Genomic DNA, 16,461 nt, shown 5'->3' with positions numbered 1-16,461 from the left:
AGCGTTGTGCCGAAAATATAATTAGGTAGCCTAAATAATTCAGTGTTTAATAATTAGCTGACCTAACTAAATTAGAGGTGATAGAAATTGGGATAAACGGAGGAAATACAGAAAATACTGAAAATTCAGTCGCACACGGGCTTTTCGCGGCGATGAAACGGCTGCATAAAGGCCAATGGCAAAAGGGTGTTGAAGGCCATAAGCCGAGTGAGATGACTTTAATGATATGCATTGAAAAATGGAATCATTCTGATGATGAGGGTCTAAAGATATCTGAAATCAGCCGACTCCTCGGATTCACACCTCCAACTATTACGCAATTGATTAATAGTCTTGAGGCGAAACAGATGGTGGAAAGACACGCAGATCCTTCGGACCGAAGAGTCGTACGCGTGAAATTGACGGAGAGTGGAAAAAACCTCACACGAAGAGCAGAGCAATATAGAGATGCAATGCTGGATGAGCTCGTACAGTACTTAGGTGAAAAAGAGACTAAGCAGCTCACAGAACTATTGCTGAAGGTACATGCTTTTGTTGAGGATAATCCACCACCTAATTGGGATAGGCTACAAATGAACGGAGATGAGAAGCTTGATTAAATTATTTAAACAACTGAAGCCATTTCGAGTAGCTATTGGTGCTGTATTAATTCTTGTGTTCTTACAGTCCATGGGCGACTTATACCTCCCAACGCTGATGTCCGACATCGTCGACAAAGGAATTGTTCAGGGAGATCGTAGTTTTATTTGGAAAATAGGTAGCTTCATGCTTTTAGTTGCAGGGGGCGGGGCTATATGTTCAGTCATTGCCAGCTATTTATCGGCAAAAGTGGCAGCAGGATTCGGTAAACTTACCCGTGCTCGTGTGTTTAACCATGTAGAGAATTTCACGCTACATGAATTTGATAAACTCGGTACCGCATCTTTAATTACCCGTACAACGAATGATATTACGCAGGTACAGACGGTACTTACTATGATGCTGCGTATGATGATCGGTGCACCGATGATGATGATTGGTGGTATTATCATGGCGGTATCTGAAGATGCGAAATTATCATTGATCTTTGTAGTAGTTATTCCGGTACTCGTTGGCGCAATTTTCTTTATCGGAATGAAGGGATTACCACTGTTTAAAGCGATACAGATCAAGCTGGATAAATTAAATCTGGTGTTACGTGAACATTTGACGGGTATCCGTGTTATCCGTTCATTTAACCGGATTGATCATGAGAATAAACGCTTCTCCGAGGCTAACCGTGATCTGACAGACACAGCGATCAAAGTAAATAAAATCATGGCCGGTTTGATGCCGCTTATGATGATTGTTATGAACTTTTCCATGATCGCAATTCTTTACTTTGGTGGGATTCGAATTGGCGATGGCGATTTACAAGTCGGCTCACTGATGGCATTTATTCAATATGCGATGCAAATCATGTTCTCCCTGATTATGGTGTCGATGATGTTCGTGCTGATTCCTCGTGCTTCAGCTTCAGCCTTACGTATCAATGAAGTGCTCGATATGCGTCCGGAGTTCACAGATCCATCAGAGAGTGAATTGCAAACAACGGCTCAAGCTACTAAAAAAGACGGCCGCGATCATATGCGTGGTTTTGTTGAATTCGATAATGTTTCCTTTTCTTATCCTGGGGCGGAACAACCTGCACTTTCGAAAATTAGCTTTAGTGCTCGTCCAGGTGAAGTTACGGCGATTATCGGTGGTACAGGTTCAGGTAAATCTACCCTGCTCAGCTTGATTCCAAGGTTCTATGATGTTAACGAAGGTGCTGTACGTGTGAACGGAGTAGATGTACGTGAGATGACACAAGAAGAGCTACGGAGCAAAATTGGTTACATCCCTCAAAAAGCGGTATTGTTCACAGGTACGATTAACGAAAACATTCGCTACGGTAAAGAGGATGCTACCGATGAAGAAATCATTCATGCAGCCAAGGTAGCTCAGGCCTACGATTTCGTCTCAGCCATGAAAGATGGGTTTGATTCGGAAATTGCTCAAGGCGGTAGTAATGTCTCCGGCGGTCAGAAACAACGGTTGTCCATTGCACGTGCGCTTGTGAGAAAACCTCAAGTTTATCTGTTTGACGACAGCTTCTCAGCGCTTGATTTCAAAACAGATGCTAAGCTCCGCGCGGCACTCAAAGATGAAACCACGGAATCCACTGTTCTAATCGTAGCTCAACGGGTTAGTACCGTTATGGATGCCGACCGGATTATTGTTATTGATGAGGGTGAAATCGCCGGAATGGGCACTCACCGTGAACTGCTCGCGAGCAGTGATGTGTACCGCGAGATCGTATCCTCGCAGCTGTCAGAGGAGGAAATAGCATGAGTGAACAAAACAATAAGCCTGCAGCTCCACGCGCCCATAAAGGTCCTGGACCTGGTGGCGGACCTGGCATGCGGATGCCTGCAGAAAAGGCTAAAGACTTTAAGGGTACACTTCGTCGTCTGATTAAATATTTAAGACCTCGTATGGTTCAATTAATCATCGTTCTAGTTATGGCTATTGCCAGTACGGTGTTCAGTATTTTCAGTCCTAAGGTTATGGGTAAAGCAACAACTAAACTGTTTGAAGGTGCTTATGGTAAATTAATGGGTGTTGAGGGAGCTTCCATTGATTTTGGATACATTAATGATATCCTGATCATCCTTGCGGGTCTGTATTTGCTTAGTGCTCTGTTTAGCTATATCCAGCAGTATGTAATGGCTGGCGTAGCTCAGAAGGTCGTCTACGACATGCGTGAGCAAATCAACAGCAAGCTGGAACGTTTGCCTTTGAAATATTTTGATTCCCGTACCCATGGGGAAATTCTAAGCCGTGCTACGAATGATGTGGATAACATCAGTACTACGCTGCAGCAGAGCTTAACTCAATTGATTACTTCTATTGTCACCATTATCGGTGTCATCGTAATGATGCTTACCATCAGCCCATGGCTGACTTTGATTACAATTGTTACATTGCCACTCAGCTTCGTTGTGATTATGGCTATCTCCAAGCGCTCGCAGACTTATTTTGTGGGCCAGCAGAAATCACTTGGTCAGTTGAATGGTCATGTAGAGGAAATGTATACCGGTCACCGGATTATTAAAGCATTTGGTCGTGAACCGCAGTCCCTTAAGGATTTCGATGAAATTAACGATAAGCTTTACGACTCTGGCTGGCGTGCCCAATTCATGTCCGGTATGATTATGCCGCTCATGATGTTTATTGGTAACTTGGGTTATGTAATGATTTGTGTAGTCGGCGGTATCTTTGTTACTAAAAAAATGATCGATGTCGGGGATATTCAAGCCTTTATTCAGTATTCCCGTCAGTTCACCCAGCCGATTGCACAAACGGCTAATATTGCTAATATTATTCAATCCACGATTGCTTCTGCAGAACGGGTATTCGAACTTCTGGATGAAGAAGAGGAAGTTAAGGAAGTTACTACTACAGTTGCGAAGCTTGATGATGGTACTCCGGAAGGCTCCGTTGAGTTCCGTCATGTGAAATTCGGATATAAAGAAGATGCGATTCTGATTGAGGACATGAACATTGAGGTTAGTCCAGGTCAGACTATAGCAATTGTCGGTCCTACCGGTGCTGGTAAAACCACTTTGATTAACCTGTTGATGCGCTTCTACGAGCTGAACGATGGGGAAATTATCATTGATGGCGTCAATATTACCAATATGAAACGGAGCGACCTGCGCAGCAAATTTGGTATGGTGCTTCAGGATACCTGGCTGTTCAATGGTACGATCCGCGATAACATTGCTTACGGACGTGAAGGTGCTTCAGAGGCTGATGTGGTGCGTGCGGCCAAGGCTGCCCATGCCGATCACTTTATCCGCACACTTCCGCTTGGCTATAATACGGTGTTAAATGAAGAAGCTTCTAATATTTCACAAGGACAAAAGCAGCTGATCACGATTGCCCGTGCGATTCTGGCTGATCCATCGATCCTCATTCTTGATGAAGCAACAAGCAGTGTCGATACACGGACCGAATTGTTGATTCAAAAAGCAATGAAGGCATTGATGCAAAACAGAACCAGCTTTGTAATTGCCCACCGTCTTTCGACGATTCGAGATGCCGACCTTATCCTTGTTATGAAACAAGGTAGTGTAATCGAGAAGGGCAACCATGAGGAGCTGCTGGCACAAGGCGGATTCTATGCTGATCTCTATAACAGTCAGTTCTCTGAAGGAGATTTGGACGCAGGCTAAATCTAAATTGAAGTAAAGAAAAAAGTGTAGCAGACCATAAACCCCTCTTTTCACATGTTGCTGATTTTCAATGTGAAGAGAGGGGTATTTTATATGTGGTGAGGTGTTTTGATTTTTCGGAAAAATAAAAAAAGTTTGATTAAAAATTAAAGCATATATATGATAGAATTAAAAATGACCCGCGGCTCATTTTTAAGGCTGCATGGTAAAGGAGAGGATGAAGGGAATGTCAGGCTATGGAAAATGGGTGGCAGGAAAAAAGACGAAGTGGATTACTCTTCTCGTGTGGATAGTGCTTGTAGGTGCACTTACCCTGTTATGGCCTGCAGTGAATTCTCAGGTTGCTAATAATGCGCCTAACCTCCCAGATGATGCACAGTCGGTACAGGCAGCAGCTATTGCAGAGCAGGAATTCCCTAGTGGAAGCGGAGTGCCTGCGCTGCTCGTATGGCATAGAGAAGGTGGGCTTTCACAAGATGATTTAGTACATATCACTGCTGTGTACAAGAAGTTGGAGCAGCAACCATTGCCCCATCAGAATTTTGTCCCTCCATTAGGACAGCTGCCGCCACAAGCACTACAGGCCTCGTTATCCGAGGATCTTAGTACGCTGGTAACCCCGGTGCTTTTTGATAAAACGGCAGATAGTGATCAGCTCGGCGAAGCTGTGACAGAAATGAAAAAGATCATAAACACGGAGACCGGAGGAGATCCGTCCACTGCTAAGGCGGATGGAAAAGACCTGAGTTTACGTGTTACGGGTCCAGTGGGTATATCTATCGATGCTACTGGACTGTTCCAGAACGCAGACGTTTCCTTGCTGATTGCTACGGTTGTGCTTGTGCTGGTGTTCTTATTGGTGATTTATCGTTCGCCTATCTTGGCGTTTATTCCGCTTATTGCTGTTGGATTCGCTTATGGTATTACTAGCCCGATCCTTGGAAAAATGGCGCAAGAAGGCTGGATCACCGTGGATTCGCAGGCAGTCTCCATCATGACGGTTCTGTTGTTCGGTGCGGGTACGGACTATTGTTTGTTCCTGATTTCGCGATTCCGTCAGCTTCTGAAGATAGAGCAAAGCAAAACTCGTGCCCTGCTTCGTTCCATTACCGATTCTTCAGGGGCTATTGCAATGAGTGGTTTCACCGTTGTGCTCGCACTGTTCGCGCTATTACTGGCTAAGTATGGAGCATATCATCGCTTTGCAATACCGTTCAGTGTTTCGATTTTCATTATGGGAATTGCTAGCTTAACGCTTGTACCTGCACTTTTGGCGATCTTCGGACGGACCTCGTTCTTCCCATTCATTCCGCGCACGCCGCAAATGGAGGTTGAACGGGCTAAGGCTAAAGGGAAACCAGTTCCAGAACTTAAAGTCTCCCATAAAAAAGGGATTGGCGGATTTGTAGTTTCCAGGCCTTGGGCTATCGTAGGAGTGACCGTTATCGGACTGGGGATTCTGGCTTCATTCTCCAGTGGAATCAAGTTTACGTATGATATCCTCTCTTCTTTTCCTAAAAATATGGAGTCCCGCGAAGGGTTCGACCTCATCGGTAAGCAGTTTTCACCGGGCGAACTAGCTCCCGCTAAACTGATTATTAATACTAAGGGGCAAGCGAGTGGAGAGGACCTTAAAGTCATTCTCGGAGGGCTCACGTATGTGGATACGGTTTCTGATCCGCAGCAGGGCGCTGTGAACAAGGATATTCTGGGTTTTGATATCGAATTTAAGAACAATCCTTATTCACTTGAAGCGATGGGGCATATTCCAGCCCTTTTAGAAACGGCAGAGCAAGCGCTGATTGATGTAGGGGTAGAGAGTCCTTCAGATCATGTGTGGGTAAGTGGTCAGACAGCGACTCAGTATGATACCAAAAAAATCGGAGATCGCGACACCGATCTGATTATCCCTGTTGTTATCGGGTTGATCACTTTGCTGTTGTTGATATATCTGCGTTCGATAGTGGCAACTATTTATCTGGTCGGAACAGTTATTCTCTCCTTCTTCTCTGCACTTGGCTTAGGCTGGATTATCATTCACTATGTGATGGGTGCAGATGCTATTCAAGGAGCGATCCCGCTCTATTCCTTTGTATTCCTGGTGGCACTTGGAGAAGATTATAATATCTTTATGATCTCGAATATTTGGAAAAAGCGTAAGACCATGCCGCTTAAGCAGGCGATCGCGGAAGGCGTGAATGAGACCAGCTCAGTAATTACCTCGGCAGGCCTCATTCTGGCAGGTACTTTTGCTGTATTAGCTAGCTTACCGATTCAGGTGCTTGTGCAATTTGGTATCATCACCGCGCTAGGTATCCTACTTGATACCTTCGTAGTTCGTCCGTTCCTTGTGCCCGCTATTACGACACTTTTTGGCCGGTGGGCATTCTGGCCGGGGAAACATCAAGAGGTGGAGCAAGCTTTGCCTCATGTTAGTGAGCAATAAGCGACACACTGTAAAAAACAACAGGGATGTCTCAAAGCCATATCGGCTTAGGGCATCCCTGTTGTTTTTGTCGCGGCAGTCGTACTTTTGTTAATTGTAGACGTAAGTTATACGAATAGCTATTGGGACTAGTCGTCCAATCTCTACACTTAATTGCTGGTGCCAGGTGTTCGGCTGATCATCAGCTTATATTTGTCGATCGAAGCACCAAGAATGGCTTCATTCCCACCAGCACCGCGGTGTGATTGACGGAAGGAGTCACTGGAGGTCCAGCCTTTAAATGCCTCCTCATTCTCCCACATGGTACAGATTTTTAATTCCTCAACACCTTCTTTGGCACTTCCTTGCCAAACCTCCATGCGGACGAATCCTGGCATATCCTGTACACCATTATTTCCTCCAAAACGTTGAGCAATGGCTTCACCATGACCTTCTTTAACTTTAATAGTATTTGTGACTACCAGCATGTTAGGAAAACCTCCGTTCAGTAGTGTGATATCCATACATAAACATTAGGCTGAATATATAATTGCACTTTATACACTTAAAAGCTCTGATTCGTTAGAAAAGAAGCAATAAGTGTATTCTCTGCAACTAAATTAGATGAATCTGGCCAATGGTCGAGAATTTCCTACTTTTAGTTGCACAGAGTGCAATTAAAGTGTGACGGAGCCTCTTTTTACGCTGAATAGATGTACAAAGTGCAACTATCGGTTATTCGAACGTTATTCGAACGTCATTCGAACGTCAAATAGTATCCAGAGTTCGAGGTATAGAGGCATTCTATCGCACAAAGTGTAATCAGAGGATGGAGAAGAGCAGTCTTGAGGTTTTCTTCTCCACAAAGTACGGCTGGCGTAGAACCAGCCAGCTCTGTTTTATTGCGGATTCGTGGTCCAGAGTCCTGCTGTTTTTAGGAAGACACGATCCGGGAGCTTCAAGGCTGTTAAGGCCAATTCAGCTACATCCTCAGGCTGCATCATGCGGTCTTCGTCACCGATCTTAAGTCCAGCGTTGGAAGCTAGTCCAGTGTTTACAGTGCTTGGAGTCAAGGCTACGACGCGGATGTTGTGCTTACGCACCTCTTGTGCGAGGGCTTCGGTCATGCCCATCAGTGCAAACTTGGATGCGCAATAAGCCGAGCCTGTCGCGAAGCCACGCTCTCCCGCGGTAGAAGAGATATTGATGATATTTCCACCATTTTTCTCAATCATAGCTGGCAGTGCAGCGCGAGTTACATAATAGGTTCCGTAAAGATTGACTTGGATATGGCTTTCCCAATCGGCGGGGTCCATTTCTACTAATGTGCCGAATTTTGCAATTCCGGCATTGTTAATCAATGCGTCAAATGGTCCTAGCTCATTTTGCAGGTAAGCAACCGCACGTTCAGCCTCTTCGCGTACAGCGATATCCGCTACGGCAATGCTGACTTTCACGTCGTATACTTCCGTTAAAGCTGATTTCAACGCTTCGAGATCGCCTGAAGTTCTGGAGATCAGGCCCAAATTAGCACCTTCCTTAGCTAGTGCCATGGCTAAGGATTTGCCGATCCCTTTGCCCGCACCCGTAATCACAACACTCTTTCCTCTCAAATCCATCTCTAACGTCACGCTCCTTTAAACATTTTTGAAGCTAATGCTTCATTCATGTCCTATTATACCTGAATGCTATACGGCATTCACAACCGCCCCTGCCGAAGGACCTCAATTTATTCGTAAAGCTTCGTCAGTGGCACCGATGCAGGTCCTTCCAATACTTCTCCATCATAGGAGAAACGGGAGCCGTGGCAAGGGCAATCCCAAGAACGATCGCCGTCGTTCCATTCACATTCACAGCCCATATGCGTACAAGTTCTGTCCACCAGATGAAGTTTACCTTCTGGATCTTTGTAGGCGCCAACCCGTTTGCCGTCATGGAAGACAACGGCTCCTTCGTCTGCCTCCAGGTCACTTGTCTTTTTGTGGACGATCTCAACTTTTCCCGCTACAAGCTCTTTTGCCACATTGGCATTTTGAACGAAGAAGCTCTTTAGGCTGGCGCCAACTTTGAAGCGGGATGGATCGTATAGCTCTGTATATGGATTATCTTTGCGCTGAATCTGATCCGAGATGATTTGAGCGGACAAGGTACCGCTTGTCATGCCCCATTTTCCGAATCCCGTAGCGATATAAATCTCTTCGTTGTCTGAAATCTTGCCGATGTAGGGAACCCTGTCCAGGGTAATTAAATCCTGTGCCGACCAGCGGTAAGGGATCGATTTGATGCCCAGCAAGTGACCTGCGAACAGTTCCAGATTCTCATAATGACCTATCGTGCAGATGCCTTGGCCTGTCTTATGATTCTCCCCACCTACGATAACCAGAGGATGTCCTTCCCACTCCACAGCACGCAGAGAACGGGTTGGTTCGCTGGCGCTTAAATACATTCCACCCTCAAAATCCGTTTCGGGCTGGATCGCCATACAATAGGAACGTTCAGCATGAAGTCGCGAGAAATATAACGCACCTCCATCGTAGAAGGGGAAATGAGAAGCCGACACAGCGTAACGGCAGGTGATGCGGTGGTCATTCTTTTCTGTAAAAAGCGTAAGCTTATCGTTCTTCTCCACCTTGTCCGTCATCATCGTATGCTCATAGATCACGCCACCTTTTTCCACGATAACCTTCAACAAGGCCTTCAGATATTGCAGGGGGTGAAAACGAGCTTGTCCTGGTAATTTAATCGCACCGCTCGCCATCAGAGGGATAGATACGTTATCCAGCCATTCACCGGGCAGACCCAATTGTTCATAGGCTTTATACTCTTCTTCCAACTCTTTAAGCGTTTTATGATCTTCAGCATCCGCGTATAGATAGGCTGCTTCACGTTTCATGCCGCAAGACACTTCAAGTTCTTCAGCTGTATTTATGATCCAATTCATAGCCCTATGATTTGATTGATAATAGAGAAGGGCGTTCTCTTTTCCGAAATGCTTCATCAAATGATTGTAGATTAATCCGTGCTGGGCAGAGATTTTGGCGCTTGTAAACCCCGTAGTACCGCTGAGAATTTCCCCTGCCTCCAATAGTGTGACCTTGTATCCAGCTTTGCTTAAGAGATAGGCTGTAGTAATGCCTGTAATCCCGCCGCCGATCACTGCGACATCTGTAGTAATATTTTCAGTCAGCTTTGGAAAAGTCGGTAAATCCGTAGTGTCTCTCCATAATGATTCAGGAAATTGCGGGAGACCTTGCGTTATTTTACGATGTGGATCCATCTTATTATCCCTCCATCTATACAATACTCATTTCATTTATTACCACAGACCCGTTAAAAGAAACTCTGTGTTCATATGTGTAGTGCATGAATTGAGAGAAATAGTGCCAAAATAAGGTGGCATCCGGGAAGCGCAGGATAATTAGGAGGGATGATCCATGTCAGTTCAACAGGATAAGCACGATGTTTCTCTGGAATGGATCAAGGGTGAATTGGACGGATTCGCCGATTTAATCGAAAGGACGCTCGTAGCGCCTTTTGGGCAGATCAACTTAATTTATATTAAAAGCGTTACAGATTCGCAGACACTCAGTCGCCATGTGATTACACCATTTTATGAGATGGGCGATACTAACGCTTACCTTGATTACATTACGACGTATCCGGGCACGGAAGAAGAGACTACGAAGGAAACAGCGATCAATCTTTTGCTTAGCGGATATGTTCTTCTTAGCATAAATGATGTGATTTGTTTTTATGACGCAATGAGTACGGAAAGTAGTGGTGTCAGTGAAACGTCTGCAGAAAGCATTTCTCAGGGACCTTCAGATGCGCTAACGGAGGATCTTGCGGTGAATCTGAACATGATTCGTCGGCGCTATCAATCCACTAATCTCAAAATGGAAACCATGGTCATCGGCGATGTCTCCAAAACAAAGGTGGCAATCCTATATGATACTAAGCGTGTTGATCATAATGTGTTAGAGGAATTAAGGGAGAAGATGAGTACCCTAAAGGTTGATATTTTGCAGGCAATGGGAGAACTTGAGAAATTTATAAGTAGTGACAGTCTGAGAATATTGCCCAAGTCCATTGTGACCGAAAGGCCTGATAGAGTCGTATTTAATTTGTCTGAAGGAAAAGTAGCGATACTCCTGGATACAACGGGATATGCGATAGTGCTGCCTTCCATATTTAACGATTTCTTTACATCCATGGATGATAAAATACAATTTCCTATTGTGGGTCGGTTCTTAAAGCTACTCCGGATTATCGGTGTGTGCATGACGTTGTGGCTGCCTGCGATCTATGTAACACTTACCTCTTATAATCCCGAGATTATTCGTGTACAGGTTGCACTGCTCATTTCAGGTAGTCGTGCGACTGTGCCCTATCCATCTTTTGTAGAAGTGCTCTTAATGCTTATGATGATGGAATTTCTGACCGAGGCGAGTTTACGGCTTCCCAAGGCGATTGGTCCTACGGCCACGACGGTCGGAGGTCTAATCTTGGGTCAAGCAGCTACGGCTGCAGGGCTTGTAGGTAACATTATGATTATATTGGTCTCGGCCGTTGCAATATCCAATTTTCTGATTCCATTGAATATGATGAGCTTGTCGATACGCGTGCTGAAGTACATTTTTCTTATAGCTGCCGCTGTTCTAGGAATGGTTGGTGTAGTGATCTGTGTGGTGGGGTTCGCGATGTATTTATGCAATCAACGGAGTTTTGGACAACCCTATTTCAGGTTGTTTTTTCTTGATAACTTTGGTAAGAAGAAGGGCGGGAAATATTGATGGCCAAAAGCCGTTATTTCTACTGTCTTTTTCTGATGAACAGCTTGATTAATATCATTAATTTTGTTCCTAGGGAACTAATAGACAGACGTTTTTCAGGTGCTTTGATATCCATACTAATTGGAACGATTTTTGGCACTTTGTTTGTTTATATATTTACTGTATTGATTGCTAAGTTCCCCGGAGAGGGTTTTCCAGAAATATTTTACTCTTTGCTTCCTAAGAAGTTAGCCAGAACCTTGCTACTCCTTTTTGCTGGCTTATGGTGTATGGCCGGTGGGGTTACGCTACTTTCTTTTGTAGATATCACGCTGCGGTTTATCAGTCCGGATTCGAGTCCTTATACTGTTGTGATCAGTTTTTTAGTCCTGGTCTGCATCTGCTGTCGTTTCGATTCTCTATCCATCTTGTATGGGCTTGAAATCATTCTCAGCGTAACCTTACCGTTAATTATTTATGGCCTCGTAAAAGCATTGACCAATCCGGACTTCAATTGGGATTCTGTTCTGCAGGTCTTAACATACTTCTGGCATAAGCCGGACCTAATGAGCCTTTCGGCAGCTACCTTTTCTTTTAGTGGTTACTTAAACCTTGCTATATTTAATCGGGTATTTCATGGGCTGAAGCTAAAGCATGTTTGGATTTTAGGGGTGGAGGGACTGCTCGTACTTCTCTTAACCTTTTTGGTCCCCATCGGTTACTTTGGAACCATTGCAATTGATAGACATGTGTATACATGGTTCTCGACGGCCGACAGTATTCGGATGGAATCCTTTATTATTGAACGGATGCTGTTTATTTTTTATTTCGCCTATTTGAGTTTATCTCTGGTGAGTGTAATTGTTCATTGGCATGGAGGTCTAGAGCTTTTTAAAGGTGCCGTTTCATCTGTAAAAAAACAGTCCCCAAAAGCAGAGCAATGGAAAGAGTGGAGCATCCTAGTCTTGTTTAGCGCAATGGTTCTGTCCTTAATGGGGCTGAATCAATATCAACTTAACATGTTTGGTGCCTGGTTTCTGCAAATTCGCTGGTTTGGTGAGATGTTCATCATCGCTCTGTTATTTTATTGTTATCGCAAAGTTAGGAGGGGGAACCTGTGAGAAGATTCCTTGCCGGAATTGGGATTACCTTATTCCTTCTTCTTGCTGGTTGTGACTTCAAGGAGATTGATTTGCGGATTTTTGTGCTGGCGATCGGCGTTGATCAAGGTGCAGAAGAAGGCAATTTTAAGATTAGCTTGAAGCTTGCCATCCCTCAAGGGGATGTTACCAAGATTGATGAGAAGATGCAAATATTGACTGAGGAGTCTCCGAGCATTTCGGAAGCGCTTCGTAGAATGAAATCCAGAGTGGAAAAGGAGCTTGATTACTCCCATTGTAAATCGATTATTTTGGGGGAGGGGGTTGCGCGTAAAGACATTCTACATGTTATGGATTGGGCTGTGCGACGTAGAGATATGCAGCTTATTCTTAATTTCGCAATAGGGCGTCCGGAAGCACTTCAGGTTCTACAGGTAAGACCCCAATCGGAGCGGATCCCATCAAATTCTCTTATTCTGGCGATGAGTGGACAAGGCACGGAATCTCCATTTATTTCTAGTGTATATTCCTTTCAGCTGATGAGAAATATTTATGAGAAGGGAATTGATCCGATTCTACCGATTATCGAGGCAAGAGGGGATAAGGAGTTTTTAATAAATAAAATTGCTCTGCTTAATAATGAGAAAATTAAAATGGTTCTTACTCCCAACGAAACACGGTTATATAATCTGCTGTCGCGCTCGAACTTACGAACTAATTTGCCGGCCCATTCAGAGGGAGTTATGTATCAGTACTACACAGAGAGATCGTCCTCAGACTACAAAATTCTGACGCCAGAGCACGGGAAAGCTACTATTCGATATCATATTAAGATTAGAGGGATTCTCGAAGAAAGTAGCAGTCCGGATCTGGTGACCAATGGTAAGTTGGAGGGGATTGCGGCAGCCGGGGGAAGAGAACTGGAACAAGATATATTATCGTTATTGACTAAAATTCAAGCTAGTGGTCTGGATCCATTTGGGTGGGGTCTGCACTATGGAGCCAGGCATTTTAATAATGATACCGAAATGGAAGTGTGGAAGGGGCTTTATGCGGGTCTCGATTTTCAGGTCAAAGCTGACGTTGACATCAAATATTCTGGATTGATTAAGTAGCTGAGAGAGTAAACAGTGGATAAAAGTGGGATTGACGTTCTTACGTTCGCGATTTATACTTGATCTAAAAATAAGTTAGAGGATGATAGCAATGAAAAGTCTAAATTTGACTTCCCAACGTCAAGCCGTTTACGATATCGTCCTTAATTCACATGACCATCCCACAGCCGCGGAAGTGATGAACCGGCTAGTAGAGCAAGGTCATAGCTTAGCATACGGTACTGTATATAACTCTCTTCGTTATCTTTCAGATAAACAAATGATTCGTGAGCTCAAGCTCGGTGAGGCTGCCAGCAGATATGATGCCCGCATGGATGATCACCAGCATATCATTTGTGAGGTTTGCGGTGCGGTTGATGAGGTAATGAACCAAGTTCCACGAGACTGGATGAACACAGTGGCCAAGGATACAGGTTATACGATTGGTCATGCTCATGTGGTATTCGGAGGCGTCTGCCCGAACTGCAAGAACAAGAACGTGAACTAGGGATGAAAGAACCGGAGCCTTTTGCTGCGGTAATGATAAGAAATAGGCTTATTTGAGTAGATCGCGCTCTTTGAGGCGGTCTTTTTGTTGCGTTTATATGACAATTCTTAAGAATGATGAGAAAAATGAAGAAAGATAGGAGGAAAATCGGTTCCAAAGGAGGATATATAATTATATAGTAAGTCTGGTAAATAAGTCCTTCTTTAAGACTCGAAGAGAGAGAGAGTGATGACAACTATGAACAAAAAAGCGGGTATGAGTATCCGAACCAAATTAATTCTTACATACCTACTAGTTCTGCTCTTACCCAGTATCATTATAGGTTGGCGTACCTATCAATCTGCCAGCCATGAAGTGGAAGATCATCTAGTGAGCAATGCTACTGAAAGTGTTGTGGCAGTAAATGAAATCATCAACTCGAATATTCAATCCAAAATAGATGCTATTTCTTATTTTGCCGCTGAGTTCACTGCTGAGAGTGCCAACAGGGAGGCAACTGGGCAGACGGCAGCTTCTATGGAATCCAGACTGAAGGAATATGCTGTGCTGCATCCTGATGTTCTAGACATCTATGTTAGTACAAGCAGAGGGGAATCTATCCATGCTTCGGAAGCCAAGCTACCTGAAGGCTACGATCCAAGGAAGGAAAGTGCTTATGTGAATTCTCTGAAGCACGGGAAGGGTGTGGTGATCTCTCCGGCCTTTCAAACCGTAAATCAGGAAACGGCAGTTGCCATATCAACGGTCCTGAAGAGCGGAGACGGGGTGGTTACCTTGAATCTCAATCTCTCCACTTTAGGAGCTTTGACCTCGGCTAAGGTTGGCAAGGAAGGATATATTATTATCCTTGATAACAGCAAGAAATATCTTGTTCATCCAACAGAGGTTATTGGGCAGGAATCATCGGCTGATTTTGTAAAGGAAATGTTCAAGGAAGAACAAGGTACCTTTGATTATGTTTACAAGGATACGCACAAAAAGATGACGTTTATGGTGAATGAGCTTACGGGCTGGAGAATCGGCGGTACGATAAGCATAGATGAAGTGACTTCGGCAACAAGCGGGATTCGCGATACAGCGCTGCTTGTTATCGTAGTTTCCGTTTTACTTGCACTGATCGTGGTTTATTTTAATATTCAATCTATTCTGAAGCCGCTTACCCGTCTGCGCAAAGCAACTGCAGTGATAGCTAAAGGGGATCTGTCCGAAGACATGGGGGCTTTCCGTAAAGATGAGATTGGTATGCTAGCAGAGAACTTTCAATTAATGGTGCTCAGCCTGCGCGAGATGATCATAGGTGTGCAGGAGATGACGAGTAATGTCTCCTCTTCAGCCGAAGAGCTAACTGCCAGTGCGGAGCAGAATGCTCAAACGATCGAACAAATGACGATAGCAATTCAGGAGGTAGCAGCAGGGACTGAACGGCAGGTAATTGGTGTACGAAAAGGAATGGAAAGTACAGCGGCGACGACCAGCGAAGTGGATCATATTTCTGTATATATGGAGCAGGTCTCTGCGATGATGGACAAGACTTCACTCTCTGCTTCGGAAGGAAATGATTCTGTCATCAGCGTGGTGGATAAGATCAATGGTATCGATAGAACGGTGGGTGAGCTTGGCAGTGTAATCGACAAGCTAAATGAAAGGACCGGTCAAATTGAGGGCATTGTCGGCGTCATCACAGGGATTGCCCGTCAGACCAATCTGTTAGCTCTCAATGCATCTATTGAGGCGGCCAGAGCTGGAGAGCATGGCCGTGGATTTGCCGTTGTTGCTGCTGAAGTGCGTAAGCTGGCAGAGGAATCAGAGAAATCAGCGCATTTGATTGCTGAGCAGATTACCGCCATTAATAGTGAGATGACACTGGTGACCCATACGATGGAAGACACAAAGCAGCGCGTAACCGAAGGGATTGAGGCCGTGGATACTTCCGGACGTTCTTTCTCCCGTATTCGTAGAGCGGTCAAGAGTGCCGCAGAGAAGATTGAGGCAATGGGTGGGGCTGTACAGACCTTATTGGTGGAATCAGATCACATGGAGAAGGCTATAGGAGAGATTCGTGGCATTTCTGAAGAAGCGGCTGTGAATACAGAGACCATCGCAACGGCAGCGCAAGAGCAGCTCGCTTCTGTTGAGGAGATGGCATCTTCATCTACCGATCTTAGCCATCTTGCAGAGGAACTGCAAAAGCTTGTGAGTAGCTTTAAAATACACTCCTCCAAGTAATGATATATATTTCATATAGGAAAACGATGCTTTTATCTTCCCTTTTGCAGCCCTTTGCAAGTATACTGATAAACAATAATGTTGGGTTAGGCAACGGA

At 44.6% G+C, this 16,461-nt stretch carries 12 protein-coding genes; 9 read left to right on the top strand and 3 right to left on the bottom strand.

The window, feature by feature from the left end:
- Window positions 1-152 precede the first annotated feature (152 nt).
- The 4 genes from ACN6KS_RS28685 to ACN6KS_RS28670 all read left to right on the top strand — a co-directional run bounded on the left by ACN6KS_RS28685 (window position 153) and on the right by ACN6KS_RS28670 (window position 6,684).
- Window positions 153-599 carry a MarR family winged helix-turn-helix transcriptional regulator gene (locus tag ACN6KS_RS28685; RefSeq protein WP_341135912.1) on the top strand — a complete coding sequence of 149 codons (447 nt, stop codon included), beginning with the start codon at window positions 153-155 and terminating at the stop codon, window positions 597-599.
- Window positions 592-2,352 carry an ABC transporter ATP-binding protein gene (locus tag ACN6KS_RS28680; protein WP_094872072.1) on the top strand — a complete coding sequence of 587 codons (1,761 nt, stop codon included), beginning with the start codon at window positions 592-594 and terminating at the stop codon, window positions 2,350-2,352. The genes ACN6KS_RS28685 and ACN6KS_RS28680 overlap by 8 nt, the downstream gene beginning before the upstream one ends.
- On the top strand, window positions 2,349-4,238 hold the full coding sequence (locus ACN6KS_RS28675) for an ABC transporter ATP-binding protein (RefSeq protein WP_440960968.1): 1,890 nt from the start codon (window positions 2,349-2,351) through the stop codon (window positions 4,236-4,238). The genes ACN6KS_RS28680 and ACN6KS_RS28675 overlap by 4 nt, the downstream gene beginning before the upstream one ends.
- A 217-nt stretch (window positions 4,239-4,455) precedes the next feature.
- Entirely contained in the window at window positions 4,456-6,684 is a 2,229-nt protein-coding gene (locus ACN6KS_RS28670) for an MMPL family transporter (RefSeq protein WP_094872074.1), read from the top strand.
- Between the two features lie 149 nt (window positions 6,685-6,833).
- On the opposite strand, the gene ACN6KS_RS28665 is transcribed toward ACN6KS_RS28670, so the two are convergent.
- From ACN6KS_RS28665 to ACN6KS_RS28655, 3 genes are all read right to left on the bottom strand, one after another.
- Window positions 6,834-7,151, bottom strand: a complete 318-nt coding sequence (locus tag ACN6KS_RS28665; RefSeq protein WP_042131428.1) for an antibiotic biosynthesis monooxygenase — start codon at window positions 7,149-7,151, stop codon at window positions 6,834-6,836.
- Between the two features lie 411 nt (window positions 7,152-7,562).
- The gene (locus tag ACN6KS_RS28660; protein ID WP_094872075.1) at window positions 7,563-8,282 is read right to left on the bottom strand and encodes a 3-ketoacyl-ACP reductase; all 720 of its coding nucleotides are present in this window, start codon (window positions 8,280-8,282) and stop codon (window positions 7,563-7,565) included.
- 110 nt (window positions 8,283-8,392) lie between these two features.
- Window positions 8,393-9,940, bottom strand: coding sequence for an FAD-dependent oxidoreductase (locus tag ACN6KS_RS28655; protein WP_280787308.1), 1,548 nt, complete (start codon window positions 9,938-9,940; stop codon window positions 8,393-8,395).
- 157 nt (window positions 9,941-10,097) lie between these two features.
- Between ACN6KS_RS28655 and ACN6KS_RS28650 the strand changes: the two genes are divergently transcribed.
- The 5 genes from ACN6KS_RS28650 to ACN6KS_RS28630 all read left to right on the top strand — a co-directional run bounded on the left by ACN6KS_RS28650 (window position 10,098) and on the right by ACN6KS_RS28630 (window position 16,363).
- On the top strand, window positions 10,098-11,456 hold the full coding sequence (locus ACN6KS_RS28650) for a spore germination protein (protein ID WP_440960967.1): 1,359 nt from the start codon (window positions 10,098-10,100) through the stop codon (window positions 11,454-11,456).
- Window positions 11,456-12,556, top strand: a complete 1,101-nt coding sequence (locus ACN6KS_RS28645; protein ID WP_341135911.1) for a GerAB/ArcD/ProY family transporter — start codon at window positions 11,456-11,458, stop codon at window positions 12,554-12,556. Before ACN6KS_RS28650 ends, ACN6KS_RS28645 begins: the two co-directional genes overlap by 1 nt.
- The gene (locus tag ACN6KS_RS28640; RefSeq protein WP_341135910.1) at window positions 12,553-13,650 is read left to right on the top strand and encodes a Ger(x)C family spore germination protein; all 1,098 of its coding nucleotides are present in this window, start codon (window positions 12,553-12,555) and stop codon (window positions 13,648-13,650) included. The genes ACN6KS_RS28645 and ACN6KS_RS28640 overlap by 4 nt, the downstream gene beginning before the upstream one ends.
- A gap of 91 nt (window positions 13,651-13,741) precedes the next feature.
- Window positions 13,742-14,137 (top strand): Fur family transcriptional regulator, encoded by a 396-nt coding sequence (locus ACN6KS_RS28635; protein WP_042131422.1) that lies wholly within the window; start codon window positions 13,742-13,744, stop codon window positions 14,135-14,137.
- Window positions 14,138-14,365: 228 nt separating this feature from the next.
- Window positions 14,366-16,363 (top strand): methyl-accepting chemotaxis protein, encoded by a 1,998-nt coding sequence (locus tag ACN6KS_RS28630; RefSeq protein ID WP_094872083.1) that lies wholly within the window; start codon window positions 14,366-14,368, stop codon window positions 16,361-16,363.
- Window positions 16,364-16,461: the final 98 nt, after the last annotated feature.

The organism is Paenibacillus nitricinens, from assembly GCF_052056485.1.
Taxonomy (GTDB): domain Bacteria; phylum Bacillota; class Bacilli; order Paenibacillales; family Paenibacillaceae; genus Paenibacillus_AQ; species Paenibacillus_AQ nitricinens.
This window is presented reverse-complemented; position numbering and strand designations above follow the sequence as displayed.